This window comes from Xanthomonas sp. NCPPB 1062 (assembly GCF_041481705.2).
GTDB lineage: Bacteria > Pseudomonadota > Gammaproteobacteria > Xanthomonadales > Xanthomonadaceae > Xanthomonas > Xanthomonas euvesicatoria.
Window position 1 is genome coordinate 2,474,196 of the sequence record NZ_CM192987.1, and the last position, 18,996, is coordinate 2,493,191.

Sequence of the window (18,996 nt, forward strand, 5' to 3'; positions counted from 1 at the left end):
CTAGCGCGCAAGGAAACGTTCTGCGGTGCGCAGCGCGAGTGCCATCTGGGTCAGTGCCGGATTGGCTGCCAGTGCGCTGGGAAACACCGAGTTGTCGCAGATGTAGAGGTTCGGCACGTCGAAGGTGCGGCCATCGGGATCGACCACGGCCTGTGCAGGATCGGTCCCCATGCGGCAGGTCCCGAGCGTGTGGGCCGAGCGCGCAGCCGCAAAGATGTTGCGGGCGCCAGCGGCTTGCCAGATCGATCCAAGCACTGCGCGCGCATGGGCGTCGATGGCCTGCTCATTGGGGCCGTAACTGAAATCGATGCGCGCCTTGCGCTGCCCGAAGGCGTCCCGTTCGTCGGACAAGGTCAGGCGATTGGCGTCCTGCGGCAGGCATTCGCCATTGATGCCGATACCGGCCAGGCGGTTGTAGCGCCGCAGCGTGGCGACCAGGTCCCTGCCCCACAGGCCGGCACCACGCGCCAGCGTGTTCGCCAGCGTGATCGGCTGCACGCCCAGGCTCTGCACCAGATAGCCGCCAATGAAGTTGGCGTCGGCCGGGCGCAGCATGTCTTCGCTAATGAGCGAAGACGGGTAGCCGCGATTCATGCGCATGTCTGTGTCGAACTCGCCCCACACCTGGGTTGCCACATGCGCCATGAAATTGCGGCCCACCTGCCCGCTGGAGTTGGCCAGCGCCAGGTTGAGCAACAAGCGCGGTGTCTCCACACCCCCTGCGCACAGGAAGACGGTGCTGCAGCGCTGGCGATACTCCTGCCCATGCTGGCGGTAGATCACCGCGGTCACCGCGCTGCGGCCGTCGCATTCAAGATCGACCACCCGGCTGTCAGTGCGCAATTGCGCACCATGCGCCCTGGCCAGCGGGAGCCATGTGGTGTCCACGCTCACCTTGGCGGCGTTGCTGCAGCCCTGGTGACAGGCACCACAGTTGTTGCACGCCGCACGTTGGCCCCAATGCGCCTGCTGATGCGGCCTGGTGACCAACGCGGCGGGTGCATCGGTGGTCCGGATGCCAAGCGCGCCGCAACCGTGCGCCATGGCCGTGGCCGACGCATTGCGTTGTGGTGGCCGATACGCATAGCTGCGCTCGGGGTCCCACGGGTAGTGCACGGGACCGGAGACCCCGATGAAGGTCTCCACGCGACGAACGTAAGCGACCAACTCATGGTGCGGGATCGGCCAATCGGCGCCCTGCCCGGTCTGGGTCAGAAGGCTGAAATCGCGCTTGTCCGGCCGCGGGCAGAACGCGCCCCAATGCAACGTCGAACCGCCCAGTCCGCAGCCCGAATTGTTCGGCCCGAACGCAGTGGGCGTTTGCCCACCGCTCAGACGCTCCTCCATCCAATAGATGCCGGTGGTCAACTCATCGGGAATATGCGAATCCGGCGTAAATGCCGCGCCGGCTTCCAGCACGACAACCGAGACGCCGGCTCGCGCAAGCCGCGCCGCAAGCGGGCCGCCCCCCGCTCCGCTGCCGACCACCACCACATCGACGCTGTCCTGGCCACCCGCGTTGCTCATTGGGCAGTCTCGGGCGCACGCAATTGCCAGTGCTCATCCCGGCCCGCTGCCGTCTCTACATAGCCGACGGGGCCACTGCCCGTGTCGTTGCCGACCGCAAAACCGTCGTAGCCCAGCGCAGCCATGGTGGCGGGAAGGCTGGTCCAGGTGCGCACCACATCCGCACGTACATCCTCGAACCAATGCGCGAATTGCCCCGCATCCAGGCCGTGCGCAGAGGTATTGCCCACCACCGAGTGCGCGATCTCCTGCAGCCAGCGGTCCTGGTCCTTGGCCGACTGTTCGGCAAAGCCGCCGGCCAATGCATCGAGTGCATCCAGGCCAAGCGCCATCGCCAGGCGATCGTCTGGCAAGTCTGCGTACCGCCAGCCATCTCCCGTGCCTTCTGCAAGCTGCAGGTCGATGCGCCGCGCAATCTGCGCCGCATCGCCCGCGCCATCCAGCACGCGTGCAGCCACGGCGGCGAGCACGTTCAACTGCCGCGGGTTCAACACGCCCTCGCCCGAGGCCGGCGGCCCCGCGTGCCGCGCGAGCAAGGTCTTGCGCATGCGCGGCGCAACGCGCTCGGAGTTCAGCAAGGCAATGAAGTCCTCAGGCAGGCAGTTCTCAATGCAGCGGTCTACATGCGTTGCGATCAACCGCGCCAGTTCCTGCGGCTGTTCATAGGGAATCAGATGCGCGGCGTCGGCCACGATGGCGAACTGCGCATGCGCATAGTGCGGCGCATTCAGGCGCCGCTGCGCAGCCTCACCTAGATCACCATCCTGGCTGCCCGCGACAATCAGTGCCGGCACGCCGATGCATCCGGTCTGCGCCGTGCAGTCTTCGCGACTGCCGTGTGTGAGCCATGCCATCCATGCACTGGGTGCGGTGCGCAGAACGTCGTTGATCGCAGCGTCCCTGATTTCATCAGGCAGCGGGCAGGCGCAGTTGGCATCCACGAACTGCGCTGCCTCCACGCGCGCAGGCTGCCCTGTTTCGAACCAGGCAAGCATGGTGCGCCGTCGCGGTTCCTGCATCGGTTCGGGGGCTGGCGGTGACGCGGCAACCAGCACCACGCCAGCCAGCCCGGCAAGGCCCGCCACACCGTCGCGTGCCCGGGCCGCCGTCAAGGTAGCGATCTTTCCGCCCATGCTATGCCCCACTGCAAACCAGCATGCTGGTTGCCGCCTGATGACTTCAGCGCTAAACCAGTCAACAAGCGCGTTCGTGTCGAAGTGGTCCAGCGCAGGTGCATCGCCGAATCCTGGGATGTCCAGGGCAATACAGTCGAAGCGGCTACCCAACTGCGCGATGACATGGCTCCACTCCTGTCGGCTGGCGCCGAGCGCATGCAGGAAGAACAGCGTTGGCTTGGCCATGTCGCACCTTGTGAGTCGGTTCGGCATGGTGGCGTACGCTTCGTCCACGCCCCGTGCAGATGAGGTCGACAGCCGGTCAGCAGGTGTCAGGCGCTGGGCCGCGACATGCCGTGGTTCGACTGCGGCGATGCCGCGGATGCGCTTCAAGTCGCTGGTCTTGCCTGGCCGTAGCCCTGCAGTCGTTGAAGCAAAGACACGTTTTAGCTAAAGCGCATCTGCTTGGCGAATCGAAGACATGCGGTATGGCTATGACATCTTGCAAAGACGGCTCAAAGCGTTGCGTTACCGACTACGCAGGCACGCAGGTCGAGGCTTCCAGCTGCTTCAAAAAATCCGAGAATCCGCCAATTGCCCGTGCCTGCCTGCGGGCACTGGTCCACACCACCGAGCGTGGCGACCAGGCGATGGACGCGTTGATCGCCTGCAGCGCGTGGACCAGCGCAACGTCTTCGCTGCAGGTCAACGCAGAGAACCCACCGCATTGTTGATAGAGGGCGGTGCTCACACCGAGGTTGGCGCCGTGAATGCGGCCATGACCTTGCCCAGTTGCCTGGGTCTGTTCGAACCTGCAACGCATTTCATCGGAATAATCCAGCCAATCCTCCACCTGCACGACACCGCAGAACACGTCCGCGTCGGCCCTGCGCTGTTCCACCAGCCAATCGGCCGGGACGCGCGAATCAGCGTCGGTCACGGCCAGCCAATCGGCGCCCAGTGCAATGGCCTTTGAGGCCGCGGCGGCCCGTGCGATGCCGACGCCGCCGGGCACGGGTACGTCGATCACGTGCGCGCCCAACGCCAGTGCCAGCTCTGCTGTTGCATCCGTGCAACGGTCCACCGCGACGATCACCTCCACAGCCTCGTGCAGTTCGGGGTGCGATGCGGCGAGAAACACCGATGCAAGGCAGGCGGCCATGCACTCGGCCTCGTTATGTGCCGGAATGATGACGGCGATCATCGCAAGCCTTCGTGCTGTGCTACCGACAATGGCTGCGCGGTCCACGCTTCCAGCAGAAAATCGCTGTCTTCATAGCGATAACTCAGCGGCAAGGTGAGCCGTCGGGCAATACAGGCATGGACCGCGATGCCATCTTGCTGTGCCTGTTCGAAAGGATGCTTCCAGTGGCAGGCCACCAGCAGTCCCTCCGGCGTAAGCGCCTGCTGCAGACGCGCGATCAGCTCGTCGAGTTCGGGGGCGGCGAGGTAGTAGCCGATCTCGCTCAGCACGATCAGATCGAAACTTCCCACCGGCCAGTGCTGCGGATGGCAAGCCTGCACGATTTCGACATTGCTGCGCTCCCCCACGCGTTGCTTGGCGTGGTGTACCGCGGCGGCGGACATATCGGTTGCCAGCAAGCGCTCGCAGCGGGCAGCGAGCCCACAGGTTGCTTCGCCGTTGGAACACCCCAGCTCCCATCCCCGTGCAAATCCCTGCCGAGGCAAGGTTGCCAGCAGGATGTCGCGTTTGCGTTTTTCGTACCAACGTGTCCCATAGCCGAAGGGATCTTGCTGCTGGTAGATGCTGTCGAAATAATCGGCGTTGGCCTGGGCGTTCATGGGAGATAGACCTCGAAGTCGCGCCGAAACCTCGCCAGCGCCCAGTCGGGAAGGATGGGGTTGCGCAGCGCAGGCGTGACGTGGCCGGTCTGCGTCTTGAACGCGGACATCGCCTGCAGCTTTGCAACGTGAGCATCGGCAGAAAGCACCAGACGCGTGGCCGATGCCAGCATCTGACTGTGGTCGGGGTCGTCCCAATGCCATGCCCATATCGGAAACTGGATCAACCGCGCTCCGCATCGTGCAACTGCGGCACTCGCTGCATCTGCGCAGGCTTCGTGATCGGGGTGGCCATCGCGCGCATACGTCACCAGCACCACGTCGCGTGGTTGCAGCAGGTCGGCCAGCCGTGTACCAAGTGCGTCAATTCCGGCACGTACCTGGCCATCTCCCGCATCCAGCCTGACGATGCTGGATGGATCGATACCCAGGCACGCCAGCGCGTCACGCAACTCCTCACGACGCGCAGCTGCCAGCCGCGCGGGCGGCCATGCGTCGTCCTGCGGATAGGCGGCTTCGCCATCGGTCACGGAGATGATCAGGACCTGCCTTCCCGATGCGATCGCCATCGCAAGCAGCCCGCCACACCCCAGCACCTCGTCATCCGGATGCGGGGAAACCACCACGACACGTGTGGCGGTGCCCAGTAGCTGGTCGAGGCTGCTGGTGAGCAGCGCATTCAACTGGCTCGATGCACGCCAGCGCTGTTCGCTGATGCCTTGCCCTGCGATCTGCTCGCCCCTCACAGCCGCCATGGGTTGACCTCGCGTGCATGCAGTTGTTCCCCCAGCCACTGCTCGTCTTTTTCCCCGTGGGATTGGCGGATGAAGGCAGCCAGGTCGGCGCACCGTTGCGCGTGCCCGGCATCGCAGCACAGCGAGGCAGGCCCCAGGGCCAAGGCGGCGCGTTCGATCACGTCCCGGCAGACGCGATCCATCACGCTACGTAACCGAATGACAGGCAGTTGATGGCTTTGGGTTGGAGCGTCGTCGATCGTTTTGGCCAGGTCCTGCAGCATCAGCCGTGCACCCGTCAGCCGTTCGTCGATTGCGCCCAGGTGTGCTGCGGCAAAAGGATTGTTTGCCACTCGTGGCGAGCGGCGGACATGCTCGGCAATGGCTGCGGCGGCGCCATACCAGCAGGCCGCGATGCCCGCCCCGCCATGCCAAAAACCCGGCCGCTGCAAATAGAATCCCGGCTCACCCAGCAAACGTGCCGGCGCATTCGCGAAATGGCCGTTGCCAGTTGGAATGCCGAGCATGCCTGGTCCGTGCCACTGACTTGCATCAAGCTCGAAGCATCCTTGCCTCAGCGTCACCGCGGCAAGCGGCTGCCGATCGCCGTTTCGGACGGTCACCAAGGCGTGCGTCACAACGTCCAACTCCGCGCTGCACCACGGCTTGATACCGGACACCGTGCTTGAGCTCGCTTCATACGCCACGGTGTCACGCGGCCCGCCCGCTGCCCACACAGCCCACACCGCTCCATTGGAAGCTAATGGCTGGCCGGCCTCGGAAAAAATCGACACCGCGTCGTAATGCGCTTCCAGCACCTTGGCAAGCGGCAAGCTCGCAGCCCCCAGCTTGCTCAGCGCCTGCCATCGCGCGTACGTGCGCCCTGCGCCAGGATTGGGAAGTTGCGGCGTCAGTCGCAGGTACTCACGCACGCATTGCGCGAGCGCTGGATTTGGCGATAGCAAAGGTGTACCCGGCAGATCGTCGCGGGCGAGTGCTGATTGATACATACGTCAATCTAGGCGATGGCTCGTCAAACTCAAGTGAGCCAACGGCCAAGTGCCTCACCGCGACGGCAGCTGGATAAAGAACAATGCTTTGCCGCTTGACGATGGGCGCAAGTCGTCGATGCAAGCCTGGCTTCGCCAATCAACACCGATCGCAATGCCACGCGTCAGGAATGTCACGCCGTGTTTGCGTCCGTTCAAAGGCGGAACAGAGTTTTGGTCAAGCGTTGTAACCGGACTCAGCCGATGCGAAGAATCAGTCGTGCTACCGAATGTCACTTCAAGCCGGAAAGAATCGACGGCCCGAACGCTCAGCAGAATAGGCGTGCATCAGCCTCAGTTGGAATCGTCGGGCGCTAGCCGCTGCGCAAACGCCGCTAGCGATTCAGTCTGCGACGCGCACTGCCATGAACTGTCCGTTGCCGACTGGCACCTCGCTGCATCGGAAGGACATGTCGGCACGGACAGCCTGCATGAAATCTGCCATCTCCGTCGCGTGCGAGGTGGCGTTGTCCACCACCATCAGGCCGGTGCCGCGCTTGAGCACGCGGCGCAGCTGCGGCCACCACCGTGCATAGGCGCTGCGGTCCGAGTCCAAAAACAGCAGATCGACGCTGCCATCGTCGGCGGTCTCCAACCACGTGCCTGCATCGCCCAGCACCTGCGTGATGTGCGCCTGTAGTCCGGCACGCACGAAGTTCGCCGCCGCCAGGGCGGCCTTGTCTTCGGCATGTTCCAGCGTGATGACGTGTCCACCGACGGCGATGACAGCTTCGGCCAGCCACAGCGTGGAGTAGCCATTGGAAGTACCCACCTCTAGCACCTGCCGTGCCCGCGTCGCGTGTACCAGCAGGGCGAGCAGTTCGCCGGTTTCGGGGGTGATATTCAGCATGCGTTTGCCACGTGCGGTTTCTACCGCATCGTTGTTGGCCCCAAAGCGCGACAGCTCCTCTTTCAGATCCTGCAACGTGCTCATGCCTTGAGTGCCTGTTGATTGCTGCAATGTGGGCAATGACCCTGGCATCGCCCTTCAGTGCCTGGTGCGCTGCGCCGTGATGCGAGCGAATCGGATGCTCGATGCGCCTGCCTGATACAGCGTGCTCGCTATTTGCCATTCGCCATTCGCCATTCGCTCTTCGCCGAAAAGAACGCTCTACGTCGCTTTCGATATCGCTTGCATCAAGAGGACTGAAGGCATGGCGGACACAAATCGGTCGCGGGGGCCTCCCAGGCTGGCGCCCTAGCGATGCAGTAGACGTTCACGCTCGCCTGGTCATACATCAGCTGTCGGCGGCATGGCGCCCTCCCAGAACTCCAGCAACCGGGACACAGGCTCCGGCTTATTTCCCGCAGACCACAACGCAAGGCGTGTGCGCGACCAGCGTTGTGCGCTGAGCTCGACGATCGACCCGGGAAGCACCTTGCGGCACGCCATCTGCCAGTCGGGAAAGTAACGCTCGACGATGGAGCCGTTGTAGACCTCTGCGATCACGTGATGGCGCGCAGACTGCTTGATGCGATCGTAGGTATGCTGCACCCCGGCAGGTGGGCCCTCGAAATACTGAAAAAATCGAGCGCCGTCGTAGAGCAGGACGCCGGTGATGGCGGCCAGCGCGTTGTGTGCACTGGAAGAGACAAGCAGCCGGTCGACCTCCCCCATCGACATGGGACGACGCACCTCGCTCACGTAAGCGATGGCCTGCAACGGTGGATTTGCCAAGAACTCATCCCGATAGGTGATCTGCTCCAACGTCCATTTCTGCAGAGTCGTCAGCGCCGGCTCCTCCTGAGATCGCTGCGAGCGCAGTATCAGGGTGTGATGCACCAATTAGCAATGCAGGCATTACAATTTGATTATACAGGGCGGCAACGCGCGTTCATGGTCAGCACGCTCAAGCCGCCTCGGCGCGGCGGTGCCATGCTGGCAGGTCAGTCGATCCGCTGCCCGGTGAGCGAAGACGCTGACGCGTCGCAGTGGCTGGCCGAAGACGTGGTTCGGGATCTCATCTAAAGGACGTCGATCAATGCGCGCATCGCTCCAAAGCCACCCGCAACCTCAATCGTGCCAGGCGAGGACTGCCGGCAAGCATGACCTTCATCGCGCCCCTTTACTGTCTCTGGCAGTGCTCGCCGTCATGTCGCTTGGAGGATGCGCCACCACGCCCCCGGCGACGGGTCATCTCATTGAAGGCCCTGTGCGCCTAGGCGAGATGGCAGCGGTCGATGGTCCCAGGGTACGGCCCGACCGAGTCGTCGAAGACAGCCGTTGCCCTACTGATGTTCAATGCATCGTGGAAGGCCGACTGATCGTACGTGCGACGGTGCTGGGTGGTGGCTGGTCCAGACAGGTTGACCTTACGTTAGGCATTCCGGTGCCTATTGCCGATGGCATGTTGACGCTGGTGGAGGCCACGCCCGTGCCCATCGCCCCGCAAACCGCCGACCGCTCTGCGGCGCGCTTCACCTTTACATTTCAAGGCGGTCGCTAGCCAAGCATGTCCTCAGGCTAACGATCCGCCTCTTGCATCAGCCGCCACGTCCCGCTGGCTCGAAGTTGTCCGCCCTCCCTTCGCTAAATAGCTCATCGCAGCCGAATGCACTGGATTGCCGCTGCAAAGCCCAATCAGCTAGTCGGACTCGATAAGATCCCGCAACCATTACCGCAGCGATTGAAAGGTGTCTCGGAGGTGGTCGACAAATGCCGGCGGATTTTCCATCGCAGCAAAATGCCCGCCCCGCTCTGCCTCTGCAAAAAAGCGCAGATCTGCAAAGCGTCGTTCTGCCCAGCGCCGCGAAATGCGTACTTGTTCTCCGGGAAACATGCTGATCCCGGTTGGCGTGGGCATCGGGTGCATGGGCATCGCTGTCCCAGCTTCCTGCGCAGCTTCCCAGTAAAAACGCACCGAGCTGGGCCCGGCATTGGGGAGCCAGTACAGCATGATGTCGTCGATGAGATGGTCCAGCGCGATCACGTTTTCCGGTTCGCCGCCGCTTTGGGAAACATCCTGGAAGAGCGCATAGATCCATGCGGCAATGCCGGCTGGAGAATCAGCCAGGCTAAACCCCACCGACTGCGGTCGCGTGCTTTGCAGGTGCATGTAGCCTGAAAATTCTCTCTGATAGCGCTTGGCATCGTCGAGCATCCGCTGCTCTGCTGGCGTGGCGTTGGCAATTTCTTCGGCGCTCGGGTCGAACATCACCATGTTCAGATGGATGCCCACCAAGCCGGGCGGCTGCATGAACCCAAGCGCGGTCGTGATCGCGCTGCCCCAATCGCCGCCCTGGGCGGTCCAGCGTTCGCCATAACCCAGGCGGCGCATCAGTTCGACCCATGCCGCAGCCGTTCGCCCCACTCCCCAGCCGCGGAAGGTGGGTTTCCCAGAGAAACCAAAGCCGGGCAACGATGGGATCACCAGATGAAACGCATCCGACGCCTTCCCGCCGTAGGCCACCGGGTCAGTCAGTGGGCCGATCACGTCGCGAAATTCCAGAATTGATCCCGGCCATCCATGCGTCAACAGCAATGGAAGCGCGCCCGGCTCTGGTGAACGCACATGCAGGAAATGGATATCCAGCCCGTCAATAGCCGTGCGACTGCTATTCCAGCCATTAAGCAATCGCTCGGTGGCGCGCCAGTCGTAGCCCGTCCGCCAGCGCTCGACCAGGCGTCGAATGCGCGCCGATTTTGGGCCCTGGCTGTGATCACGCACGGTTTCCTGACTGGGCCAACGCGTGTGCCCAAGACGTTGGTTGAGATCATCCAGCTCAGCCTGCGCGATGTTGATCCGAAACGGTGTCATGCCGTCAGTCATCTCAAGCCTCCGGTGCGTAGGTGTTCGCCAAGGTCTGGCGAGCTGACTGCCACGCGCGCGCGCCGTAGCGATCATTATCCAGATGGATCAACTTGCCGCGTCCACTCATCATGTCGCGCAGGTATTGCATGCCTTGCCAGGGTGGGAACGGGTCATCGCTGGTCGGCGTCAATGCGCGCACGACGCGGATGATTGCCGACATCGTGCCGATTCCGCCTGGCCTGAGGGTGCGATATCGCTCGCCCGTGAGCTCGGTGAGCAGGTGTGCGATGTCGTTGGGCGAAATGCTGTTGCCGGCAATCCGCAGATCGCGTGGAGCATTGGGATCCAGCGCCGCCGCTGCCGTGTAGCGGGCGACATCGTCTTTGGCAGTGAAATCGAGTTTCTGGTCTGCGTCGCCAAAATGCAGGACCCGGCGGCCCGGTACAACCAGGCGCGCACTGCCCTCAAGCAATTCCAGAAAGCCGCCACACAGAATCGATGTGGCCGAAATGGGCGTGGCGTTCAGTTGCTCTCTGAAGCGGCGCCGCAGGTCCAGATTGCGATTGTCGCCTGGCCGCGTCTTCGTGTAGTCCAGCGAGAAATCGGACGGAACAAAACGCGGGACGCCCGCAGAAACCGCTGCATGCAACAGGTTTCCCTGTTGACCCAACATGACCTCTTCCAAGCCGTTCAGTGCGCAAACCACACAGTCCGCGCCCATGAGCGCCTCGCGTAACCGCTCGGCGTCGTCGAGCTCAACATGTCGAACCTGGATGCCCTGCCCCTCCAACGACGCGACGCAGCTCTTCCCTGCCCCGTGCCGCACCAGTGCAACCACGGCCGCGCCCTGATCTTTCAGGGCCACCGCGATCCGGTAACCGAGATCGCCGGTGGCTCCAGCAACAACGACCTGCGAACTCGTCTGTGTGTTCACCACGTGCTTCTCGCTTGAGTCTTCGGGTGCCGAAAGCGGCGGGCAGCCAACGCACCAGGGGGGCAGCAGCGCCCTGTTACATCGGCTCTCATGCATCGTGCTGGCGGGAAAGACCATGCAGCGAACAACTGAACGATATCGTTCAGTTGTTGAAAGCACAAGTGGCGTGTAACGTTTCGTCGATGAAGGCGGTCAAGCAAAAATCCAAAGGCGGCAGGCCGCCACCCGATAAAGCCGGCGATGTCGATCGGCGGCTTCTGGATGCGGCACTACAGCTCTTCCTGGAACGCGGCTTCGAGCACACCTCATGCGACGACATCGCGCGACTGGCAGGTGCCGGCAAGGCCAGCCTCTACGCGCGCTATGCCAACAAGGACGCCATTTTCGAGGCAGTGATTCGCCGTGATGTGCAGACCCAGCCCCTGCCAGCCGCTCCCAGCGCCCCGCTGGATCTTGAGGGGCGGCTAAGGCTCGCAGGTCGAGGAATACTTGCGCACGCGCTGCAGCCGCAGACCGTGGCAATGATGCGCTTGGTCGTCGGCACCTCCATCCGGGCGCCGGAGCTTGCTGCGGAGGTCAACCGCATCGGCTGGGAAGGCGGGCTGCAACGTGTGCGCATGGCGATCCTCGATGGCCAAGATCAACCCGCCGATCCCTCTGCGTTAGCAGGCCACTTCGTCGATCTGGTGTTTGCGCCGCATCAACTTCGTGCGCTGCTGGGAGAACACCCGGCACGCCTGATCGACTCCGCAGCAGAGCGCGTGGAGTGGGCGCTGGGACTGCTCAGCGCTGCGGGCCAGCTAAAGACGAAACGTCCGCGCTGAGACGCGCTCAGCGCCCGCAAACAGGCCCAGGGCTTTGGAGCGCCTGCCGGTCGATTGCTGGCGCCGTCAGGTCGGCACGAACGCTATCGCGATTACTGCCGCCCTCTTCTCACGATCGACCGATGCCGCATGCAGTTGCCCGGCATGATCATGTGGAGGGCTCCGCCGGGTTTGCAGCTGCACTCCTGCGGGCAGCCACATACGCCATCACCCAGGTAAAAAAGATCGGGGTGAACACGACACCAAGCGTACTGGCCGCCAGCATGCCGCCGATCACGCCGGTACCCAACGCATTCTGGCTCGCTGCACCCGCACCGCGTGCGATCACCAGCGGAATCACGCCGAGAATGAAGGCCAGCGACGTCATCACAATCGGGCGAAAGCGCAGCCTGGCCGCCTGCATTGCAGCGTCCGGCACGCGCGCGCCCTGCGCATGCAGTTCCTTGGCGAATTCCACGATCAAAATCGCATTCTTGGCGGCCAGGCCGATGATGGTGATCAGGCCGACCTTGAAGTACACATCGTTGGAAAGGCCGGCCACCCACACCGCGGCGGTTGCGCCAATCGCGCCGATCGGCACGATCAGCATCACCGAAAACGGAATCGCCCAACTCTCGTACAGCGCGACCAGCAGCAGAAACACCACCAGCAAGGCCAGGCCGAGCAGCAGTGGCGCCTGTGTGCCGGCAGCTTTTTCTTGATACGACAGTGCAGACCATTCGTAGCCGATGCCCTGGGGAAGCGCAGTCGCCAGGCGTTCCATTTCCGCCAGCGCGTCGCCTGAGCTGATGCCTGGCGCAGCCTCGCCGGTGAGATTGACCGACGCATAGCCGTTGTAGCGGGCAATCTGCACCGGCCCCTGCTCCCACCGTTGCGTGGTGAACGCCGTCAACGGCACCTGCTTGCCGGTGCTGCTGGTGACAGACAGCGTGTCCAGTGATTGGGGCGTGGCGCGATCGCTTGCATTGCCCTGTACCACCACCCGTTGCAGACGACCGCGGTTGACGAAATCGTTGACGATCGTCGAGCCGAACGCGCTGGACAGCACCTCCATCGCACTCTGAAAGCTCACGCCCAGCGCTTCGGCCTTGCCGCGATCCACTTCCAGGCGCAGCTGCGGCGCATCGGCAAGACCTTCCACCATCGCGTATGCCAGCTTGGGCGACTGATTGGCCGCATGCAGCAACTGGTTCACCGACTGCATCAGCGCGTCGCGCCCAAGATTGCCGCGGTCCTGCACGCGCAGCGAGAAACCGCCGGAATTGCCCAGGCCTTCGATCGGTGGCGGCATCACGGCCATGATGGTCGCGTCGCTGATGCGTCCCAGCGCCGCGTTGGCGGCCGCCACTTCGCTGGCCACCGATTCGCTGTCGCCGCGTTCGCTCCAGTCTTTCAGTGACGGAAAGGCCATGGCCGCATTGGCGCCGCTTCCGGAGAAACTGAAACCGTACACCAGCGTCACGTCCTGCATGCTCGGCCGCGCGGCGAGGTAATCGTTGACCTGTTGCCCGGCCGCGCGCGTACGGCTGTAGCTGGCGCCGGGCGGCAACTGCATGTCCACGATCATGTAGCCCTCGTCTTCCTGCGGTACGAAGGCCTCCGGCAGCCGCACGTATGCCAGCCCAAGCGCGCAAAGCAGCACGGCGTACACCAGCATGTAGCGTCCGGCACGGCGCACCAGGCGATGGTTCAACTGATCGAAACGCGACGTCAGCACGCTGAAGTTGCGGTCGAACCAAGCGAAGAATCCCTTCTTCTCATGGCGGCCGTCGATGGGTACCAGGAACGTCGCGCACAGCGCCGGTGTCATGGTCAGCGCCAGGAAACCGGAAAACAGGATCGAGACGGCGAGCACTGCGGAGAACTGTCGGTAGATCACGCCGACCGAACCGCTCATAAAGGCGAGCGGCAAAAACACCGCGGTGAGCACCAGGGTGATGCCGACGATCGCACCGCCCACCTGCGTCATCGCCTTGATCGAGGCATCGCGCGGCGACAGGCCTTCCACGGCCATCAGGCGCTCGACGTTCTCAACCACCACAATCGCATCGTCCACCAGGATGCCGATCGCCAGCACCATCGCGAACATGCTCATCATGTTCACCGAGAAACCCAGCAGCTTCATCATCGCGAACGTGCCCAACAGGCACACCGGCACCACGATCGCCGGGATCAAGGTGTAGCGGATGTTCTGCAGGAACACGAACATCACCAGAAACACCAGCGCCATCGCTTCGAGCAAGGTGTGAAGCACCTTCCTGATTGCCACATTGACGAAGGTCGAACTATCGAAGGGCACCGAGTAGGTGATGTCTGCCGGAAAACGCTGCGAGAGTTCTTGCAGGCGCTGGCGCACCGCCGCCACGGTGGCGACGGCATTGCCGCCTGGCGCCAGCTGCACTGCCGCGCCGGCGGCCGCGCCACCGTTTTCCTGCACATCGAACTGGTAGTTCTCCAATCCAAGTTCCAGCTTCGCCACGTCCGACAGATGCACCACCGCGCCATTGGTCTGGGCACGCAGGATGATCTGGCCAAATTCCTGCGGCGATTCCATCAGGCCGCGCACCACCAGCGTGGTGGTCAATTCCTGATCATGCGCGCCTGGGCGTTCGCCCAGGCTACCGGCTGCCACTTGCAGGTTTTGCGCACGGATCGCGTTATTGACGTCGACAATGCTCAGCCCATAGCCGCGCAATGCCTGGGTGTCCACCCACACCCGCATCGCCGCTTCGGCGCCGAAGAACTGCACGCGTCCCACGCCGGGAACACGGCGGATCTCGTCGTTGACCACTCTGGCCGCGTAGTCGTTCAGGCGCACCACGTCCTGCGCGGCGGTCGCATCCTTGTAGACCAGCGAATACAGCATCAGGAAGCCGGCAGTGGTCTGTTCGACCTGCAAGCCAAGTTGCGTCACCGCTGCCGGCAGTCGCGATTCGGATTGACGAATGCGGTTCTGCACGTCCACCTGGGCGATGTTGGGATCGGTGCCGGGCTGGAACGTGATGGTGATCTGCGCACTGCCGTTGGAGCTGCTGGAGTCGTAATACAGCATGTCGCGCGCGCCGTTGAGCTCCTGCTCGATGACACTGGTCACCGCGTCGTTGACGACCTGGGCCGACGCGCCGGGATAGGTGGCAGAAATGCTGATCTGCGGCGGCGCCACTTCCGGATATTTTTCGACCGGCAAGGTGCGCAAGGCCAGCAGGCCGGCGAGCGAGATGAAAATCGCAACCACCCACGCGAAGTTGGGGCGGTCGATAAAGAATCGGGACATGGACGGTCACCGGGGCGCCACGCGCCCGCACAGGCGGAATGAAGGAGTGGTTCAGTGCGCGGCGTTCAACACGGCACCAGGCTGGATCCGCGTCGCGCCTGAGGCGATGTAGCGCTCACCGGCCTTCAGGCCTTCGAGTATCTGCCAGTCGGTGCCGACCATCGCGCCGGTTCGGACATCGCGCAGTTCGGCCCTGCCGTCGGCGCCCACGACCATCACCGCAGCGCTGCCGCCCGGTCGCCGCTGAATCGCCCGCTGCGGCACGTAGACCGCGTCGCTGGCGGTACCGTTCGGCGTGCGCACGCGCACGAACATCCCCGGCAGCAACAGGTTGTCGCGATTGTCGAATTGCGCCCGCAGCGACACCGTATCGGTTGTTTCGTCCACCCGCATGTCCGCGAACAGCAGGTCGCCCTCGCGTGTTTCGCCGAGCTCAGGAATGTCGATGACGACCTTGAGCGGCGCCTCGCCTTTGCGGGCGCGACCGCGCAACTTCAGCGCTTCGGCGACCGGACGATTGAAGTCGGCGAAGATCGGATCGAGCTGTTGTATCAGCGCCATGTCTGTCGCCTCGCCCCCCTGCCCGACCAGCGCGCCCTCGGTGACCAGCGCCCGCCCGATGCGGCCGTCGATCGGCGCACGCACCGTGGCGAAGCCCAGCTCCAGTTGCGCGGTTTTCAGCGCCGCACGCGCCGACGCCACGGCTGCCTGGGTGCTTTTGAAATTGCTGCGGGCGGTGTCGAAATCCTGCCGGCTGATCACCTGCCGCTGCACCAGTTGCTGGCTGCGTTCGAACTGGGCGGCGGCATTTTCCAGCTCGGCGTCGCTACGCCTCAGCTCCCCGCGTGCGCGTGCCACCGCGGCCTCGAACGGCGCGGGGTCGATCTGAAACAACACCTGCCCTGCCCTGACGTCCGAACCTTCTTCGAACCGGCGTGCCAGCACCACGCCGGCCACGCGCGCACGAACCTGTGCTACGCGCATCGGCGAAACACGGCCGGGCAGATCGGTGGTCTGCAACACCTTGCGCGCCTGCGCGGTGGCGATTTCCACCGCTGGTGCAACCGAAGACTCAGCGGGTGGAGCGGCTTTGCCGCAGGCGGCCAGTGCGAACGGGAGAAAGGCGCACAGCGGAAAGAAACGGTAAGCGCGTTGGGGTGTCACAGCGCGGGGTCCAATGGATGACGCGGGAATGATGCGCCATAGATCCTTATGAATCAAATATGATTCATAAGGATCATTTCCACAGAACCTGTATCATCCCTGCTTCACTCGTTTTTCAAGCGTATGAGCCAGGACGACCAACGCCTTATCCGCCTGCTGGCCGCAACGCTGACCCGCCGCCCACGCAGCAATCTCACCGAGCTGGCCGCTGGCGCGGGGATCAGCCGCGCGACGCTGTACCGCTTTGCCCCGACCCGCGCGGCAATCGTGGAGAAGGTCACCGCCGAAGCGTGGCTGCGTCTGCAGGCGGCCCTGCCCGACGACGACGCCCTGCCCGATCCCATGGCAAGCCTGCGACGCATGACGCACGCCTTGGTGGAAGACCTGGATCTGGTCATCTACATCGTCAACGAGATGGGCATGGAGGGCGCCGAACGCGGCAACACCTATTACGCCGCGCCGGAGTGGGAGTCGTTCCAGGCGCATCTGGATGCTTTCTTCTTGCACGGCCAGCAGCGCGGCGTGTTCGGTATCGAAATGCCGGCGTCCTGGTGGAGCGACTTCTACCTCTCGTGCCTGTTCGGAGCCGGTTGGGCAGTGGCCACCGGCCGTCTGGCACAGGCATCGGTCGTGCGTGCGGTCCTGACCTCGTTCCTGGAAGGCGCACGTTCCGGTTCGAGAGTGCAATCTCCCTAGCCGCGAGCCGCTGGCGCCACCGTCACCGCCAGCCGGAACACCACGCGATGTATCGCGTTTCCGCAGGTTGAGCGATCGGTTTTATCGAGGCGGCAAACCGGTTCGCCGGTGGCCGGCACGGTCTGCAGCCGATGGACGAGCGTCCCCCCGCATCATGCGCTCTCGGCGGCTGATGCAGACAATGCATTTCCACGCGCCCGGAGGCGCGCAAGCGCACCGTGAAGCGAAGGGGCGCAGGGCTGATCTGTGCATTCGGGCAGACATCGCCGCACCTCATCGCGCGTCACGCTTACCCGCCGTTATGGGGCAGCGCGCCCTTGTCTTCCTGCAACTCACGCTTGAACGGCACGTCCGGCGGTGGGCGTGCGGTAGCCGGTTGATCGTTGAGATTGGGGTCGCTCAGGCCGCAACCGCCGCCGAATTGCAGCAGGGACACCACGCAACTGATCTTGGTGGTCGTGCCCGGAATCGGAATCTCGATCTTCTTCAGGCCGCGCCGCACCCATTCCTGCAGCAGCGTCTGGTTCGGCATCCAGTACTTGTCCAGCGATGTCGGCGTGTAGCCGTACGGCGGACGTTTAAGCCAGGTGCCGCCCTGGGCAATCTGGTCGCGGGTCCAGGTATCGGTCTCGCTGCCTGGTGGTCCGCGGTCACCTGCACCCTGGCCGGCATCACCGGCTCCGGTGGCCACCTTGATGCTGCCATCGGCATTGAACATGCCGTTGCGCTGGGTGTTGCCACCTGTCGTGTCGCCTTGCCGATTGCGGTCGGACTTGCTCCAGTCGTCGGCGTTGGCGGCCACGTCCCACCCGCCGCTGCGATCGGCAGGCGCCGGGCCGGCATGACCGCTGGCGGCTGGCTTGGCGGGCGACGATGCAGCGGCTGGCGCGCTGCTGGAACGTTCGGACCGGGCAGGACTGGCCTGCGACTGTGCAGGTTGCGCGGCTGCTTGCGCGGCTGGCGCCGCCACGGTGGCCGGCGGTGGGTCGGGAGTCGCAGGCGTTGCTGGCACGACAGGCGTCGCCGCCACTGGCGCAGGCGCCGGATCCGGCACGTTCGGCAGCTCTGCGGGACGCACCGCAACGTCAGGCATGCGCACGGTCGGCGAGATCTCACGCAGGCGCGCGGCCGGCGCGGCGATTTGCGGGCGCTCGGGGATGACGATGTCGCGCTCGCGCACTGTTGGCGCAGCGGCAGAGCGCACCGCCACATCCGTGGCCGGACGCTGCAGTTCGCGCACCTGCGGGCGTTCGGTCACCGTCTGGATGTCGCGTTGACGCACTTGGACCTGCGGCGCCGCCCGCTCGATCGCACGCGGCGTCAGCGTGATCGTTGGCGGCGGTGGGACGACGAAGTCGTTAGCGACAGGGGTTTCGGTAACCTGCAGCGGCGATTCGATCGTCACCGGCGGCACCTGCACCGTCACCTGCGGAATATCCGCGGTGACGGGTTCGCTGGCCGCTTGCACCGGTTCCGGCGCATGTTCCAATACCTGGGCCGTATCGGGGCGCTCGACAGGATCGGCAGCTGGCGGCACTGGCGTCGGTGTCGGTGCCGGCGATGCAGCTGGTTCGCTCTTCGCCGCCGATGCACCCGCGTGCGCTGGTGAAGACGCCGCAGCTGCAGCCGGCTGCGTCGATGCCTCAGACGTGGGTTGAGCTTCCCCGCCGCCCTGCGCTTCAGCCCCATCGCCGATCAAGGTCATGCGCACCCGCGATTCGTCGCCGGGCTTGGTTTCTTCCGGCGCCCAGCGCACGGTGACCACCCAGATGAGCAGCGCACCAAAACCGAGGTGGATGAGAAAACTGCCGAGCACCGCCAGCCAGTGCTGCCGGCGCTGATCCTTCGGCCGCGGGTCCCAGTGTTGCCACCACAGGCTGCGGAATGCCTGGAATGGCGACAGCACAGAGACGCCGGTCACCGCACCCCATGTCGGCTGCCCACGCGCCAACAGCACATCCATGACATGGTCATCGTTGAATGGCGCAGCCGCGTGCTTGCGGTTGCCCATCCAGATGCCCCAGCCATACGGAAGGCCGGTGCGCCGATCCAGAATGAGCTTGCCGGGCATGCGCGCGCGCAGTGCCTGCAGCAGATCGGCAGCCGTTGTCACCGGTGGCGCGG

The 18,996-nt window shown here is 64.1% G+C and carries 17 protein-coding genes; 4 read left to right on the forward strand and 13 right to left on the reverse strand.

From position 1 onward, the window contains the following. The 8 genes from ACCQ16_RS10865 to ACCQ16_RS10900 form a co-directional block, all read right to left on the reverse strand. On the reverse strand, positions 1–1,527 hold the full coding sequence (locus ACCQ16_RS10865) for a GMC family oxidoreductase (RefSeq protein WP_277572756.1): 1,527 nt from the start codon (positions 1,525–1,527) through the stop codon (positions 1–3). Further along, entirely contained in the window at positions 1,524–2,888 is a 1,365-nt protein-coding gene (locus ACCQ16_RS10870; RefSeq protein WP_029819472.1) for an alpha/beta hydrolase, read from the reverse strand. The genes ACCQ16_RS10865 and ACCQ16_RS10870 overlap by 4 nt, the downstream gene beginning before the upstream one ends. Before the next feature lie 289 nt (positions 2,889–3,177). Beyond that, a complete protein-coding gene (locus ACCQ16_RS10875; RefSeq protein WP_029819473.1) occupies positions 3,178–3,846 on the reverse strand; it encodes a glycosyltransferase family 2 protein in 669 nt (222 codons plus the stop codon). Then, a complete protein-coding gene (locus tag ACCQ16_RS10880) occupies positions 3,843–4,445 on the reverse strand; it encodes a class I SAM-dependent methyltransferase (protein ID WP_127166174.1) in 603 nt (200 codons plus the stop codon). The genes ACCQ16_RS10875 and ACCQ16_RS10880 overlap by 4 nt, the downstream gene beginning before the upstream one ends. Next, the gene (locus ACCQ16_RS10885; RefSeq protein WP_029819476.1) at positions 4,442–5,200 is read right to left on the reverse strand and encodes a PIG-L deacetylase family protein; all 759 of its coding nucleotides are present in this window, start codon (positions 5,198–5,200) and stop codon (positions 4,442–4,444) included. Before ACCQ16_RS10885 ends, ACCQ16_RS10880 begins: the two co-directional genes overlap by 4 nt. Then, complete coding sequence (locus ACCQ16_RS10890; RefSeq protein WP_127166282.1) at positions 5,188–5,706, reverse strand: acyl-CoA dehydrogenase family protein; 519 nt, start codon at positions 5,704–5,706, stop codon at positions 5,188–5,190. Before ACCQ16_RS10890 ends, ACCQ16_RS10885 begins: the two co-directional genes overlap by 13 nt. Positions 5,707–6,571: 865 nt before the next feature. Next, the gene (locus ACCQ16_RS10895) at positions 6,572–7,162 is read right to left on the reverse strand and encodes an O-methyltransferase (RefSeq protein ID WP_008575693.1); all 591 of its coding nucleotides are present in this window, start codon (positions 7,160–7,162) and stop codon (positions 6,572–6,574) included. A gap of 297 nt (positions 7,163–7,459) precedes the next feature. Further along, positions 7,460–7,936 carry a BLUF domain-containing protein gene (locus tag ACCQ16_RS10900; protein WP_031422802.1) on the reverse strand — a complete coding sequence of 159 codons (477 nt, stop codon included), beginning with the start codon at positions 7,934–7,936 and terminating at the stop codon, positions 7,460–7,462. A gap of 129 nt (positions 7,937–8,065) precedes the next feature. On the opposite strand from ACCQ16_RS10900, the gene ACCQ16_RS10905 reads away from it, so the two are divergent. Then, the gene (locus tag ACCQ16_RS10905) at positions 8,066–8,197 is read left to right on the forward strand and encodes a hypothetical protein (protein WP_256127251.1); all 132 of its coding nucleotides are present in this window, start codon (positions 8,066–8,068) and stop codon (positions 8,195–8,197) included. Between the two features lie 13 nt (positions 8,198–8,210). After that, positions 8,211–8,675: a hypothetical protein gene (locus ACCQ16_RS10910; RefSeq protein ID WP_031422804.1), complete on the forward strand. Its 465-nt coding sequence runs from the start codon at positions 8,211–8,213 to the stop codon at positions 8,673–8,675. A 168-nt stretch (positions 8,676–8,843) separates the two neighbouring features. Here the strand turns inward: ACCQ16_RS10910 and ACCQ16_RS10915 are convergent, their stop codons facing one another. Together ACCQ16_RS10915 and ACCQ16_RS10920 are read right to left on the reverse strand one after the other, a co-directional pair. Then, positions 8,844–9,998, reverse strand: a complete 1,155-nt coding sequence (locus ACCQ16_RS10915; RefSeq protein WP_277572755.1) for an epoxide hydrolase family protein — start codon at positions 9,996–9,998, stop codon at positions 8,844–8,846. A gap of 1 nt (position 9,999) precedes the next feature. Further along, positions 10,000–10,914, reverse strand: a complete 915-nt coding sequence (locus ACCQ16_RS10920; RefSeq protein ID WP_372379946.1) for an NmrA family NAD(P)-binding protein — start codon at positions 10,912–10,914, stop codon at positions 10,000–10,002. Positions 10,915–11,096: 182 nt separating this feature from the next. On the opposite strand from ACCQ16_RS10920, the gene ACCQ16_RS10925 reads away from it, so the two are divergent. After that, entirely contained in the window at positions 11,097–11,738 is a 642-nt protein-coding gene (locus ACCQ16_RS10925; RefSeq protein ID WP_008575681.1) for a TetR/AcrR family transcriptional regulator, read from the forward strand. A gap of 148 nt (positions 11,739–11,886) precedes the next feature. On the opposite strand, the gene ACCQ16_RS10930 is transcribed toward ACCQ16_RS10925, so the two are convergent. Further along, a complete protein-coding gene (locus ACCQ16_RS10930; protein WP_372379947.1) occupies positions 11,887–15,012 on the reverse strand; it encodes a multidrug efflux RND transporter permease subunit in 3,126 nt (1,041 codons plus the stop codon). 51 nt (positions 15,013–15,063) lie between these two features. Next, entirely contained in the window at positions 15,064–16,176 is a 1,113-nt protein-coding gene (locus ACCQ16_RS10935; RefSeq protein WP_277572753.1) for an efflux RND transporter periplasmic adaptor subunit, read from the reverse strand. A 123-nt stretch (positions 16,177–16,299) separates the two neighbouring features. On the opposite strand from ACCQ16_RS10935, the gene ACCQ16_RS10940 reads away from it, so the two are divergent. Further along, a complete protein-coding gene (locus ACCQ16_RS10940) occupies positions 16,300–16,872 on the forward strand; it encodes a TetR/AcrR family transcriptional regulator (RefSeq protein WP_008575676.1) in 573 nt (190 codons plus the stop codon). A gap of 289 nt (positions 16,873–17,161) precedes the next feature. On the opposite strand, the gene ACCQ16_RS10945 is transcribed toward ACCQ16_RS10940, so the two are convergent. Beyond that, complete coding sequence (locus tag ACCQ16_RS10945) at positions 17,162–18,985, reverse strand: transmembrane repetitive protein (RefSeq protein ID WP_277572752.1); 1,824 nt, start codon at positions 18,983–18,985, stop codon at positions 17,162–17,164. Positions 18,986–18,996 lie beyond the last annotated feature (11 nt).

Excerpts from the sequence above, each read along its gene's own strand:
- ACCQ16_RS10865 (WP_277572756.1), bottom strand. The coding sequence starts at position 1,527 with ATGAGCAACGCGGGTGGCCAGGACAGCGTCGATGTGGTGGTGGTCGGC.
- ACCQ16_RS10880 (WP_127166174.1), bottom strand. The coding sequence starts at position 4,445 with ATGAACGCCCAGGCCAACGCCGATTATTTCGACAGCATCTACCAGCAG.
- ACCQ16_RS10895 (WP_008575693.1), bottom strand. The coding sequence starts at position 7,162 with ATGAGCACGTTGCAGGATCTGAAAGAGGAGCTGTCGCGCTTTGGGGCC.
- ACCQ16_RS10905 (WP_256127251.1), top strand. The coding sequence starts at position 8,066 with ATGGTCAGCACGCTCAAGCCGCCTCGGCGCGGCGGTGCCATGCTGGCA.
- ACCQ16_RS10925 (WP_008575681.1), top strand. The coding sequence starts at position 11,097 with ATGAAGGCGGTCAAGCAAAAATCCAAAGGCGGCAGGCCGCCACCCGAT.
- ACCQ16_RS10890 (WP_127166282.1), bottom strand. The coding sequence starts at position 5,706 with ATGCTCGGCATTCCAACTGGCAACGGCCATTTCGCGAATGCGCCGGCA.
- ACCQ16_RS10940 (WP_008575676.1), top strand. The coding sequence starts at position 16,300 with ATGAGCCAGGACGACCAACGCCTTATCCGCCTGCTGGCCGCAACGCTG.
- ACCQ16_RS10915 (WP_277572755.1), bottom strand. The coding sequence starts at position 9,998 with ATGACTGACGGCATGACACCGTTTCGGATCAACATCGCGCAGGCTGAG.
- ACCQ16_RS10910 (WP_031422804.1), top strand. The coding sequence starts at position 8,211 with ATGCGCGCATCGCTCCAAAGCCACCCGCAACCTCAATCGTGCCAGGCG.
- ACCQ16_RS10870 (WP_029819472.1), bottom strand. The coding sequence starts at position 2,888 with ATGGCCAAGCCAACGCTGTTCTTCCTGCATGCGCTCGGCGCCAGCCGA.
- ACCQ16_RS10885 (WP_029819476.1), bottom strand. The coding sequence starts at position 5,200 with ATGGCGGCTGTGAGGGGCGAGCAGATCGCAGGGCAAGGCATCAGCGAA.
- ACCQ16_RS10875 (WP_029819473.1), bottom strand. The coding sequence starts at position 3,846 with ATGATCGCCGTCATCATTCCGGCACATAACGAGGCCGAGTGCATGGCC.
- ACCQ16_RS10930 (WP_372379947.1), bottom strand. The coding sequence starts at position 15,012 with ATGTCCCGATTCTTTATCGACCGCCCCAACTTCGCGTGGGTGGTTGCG.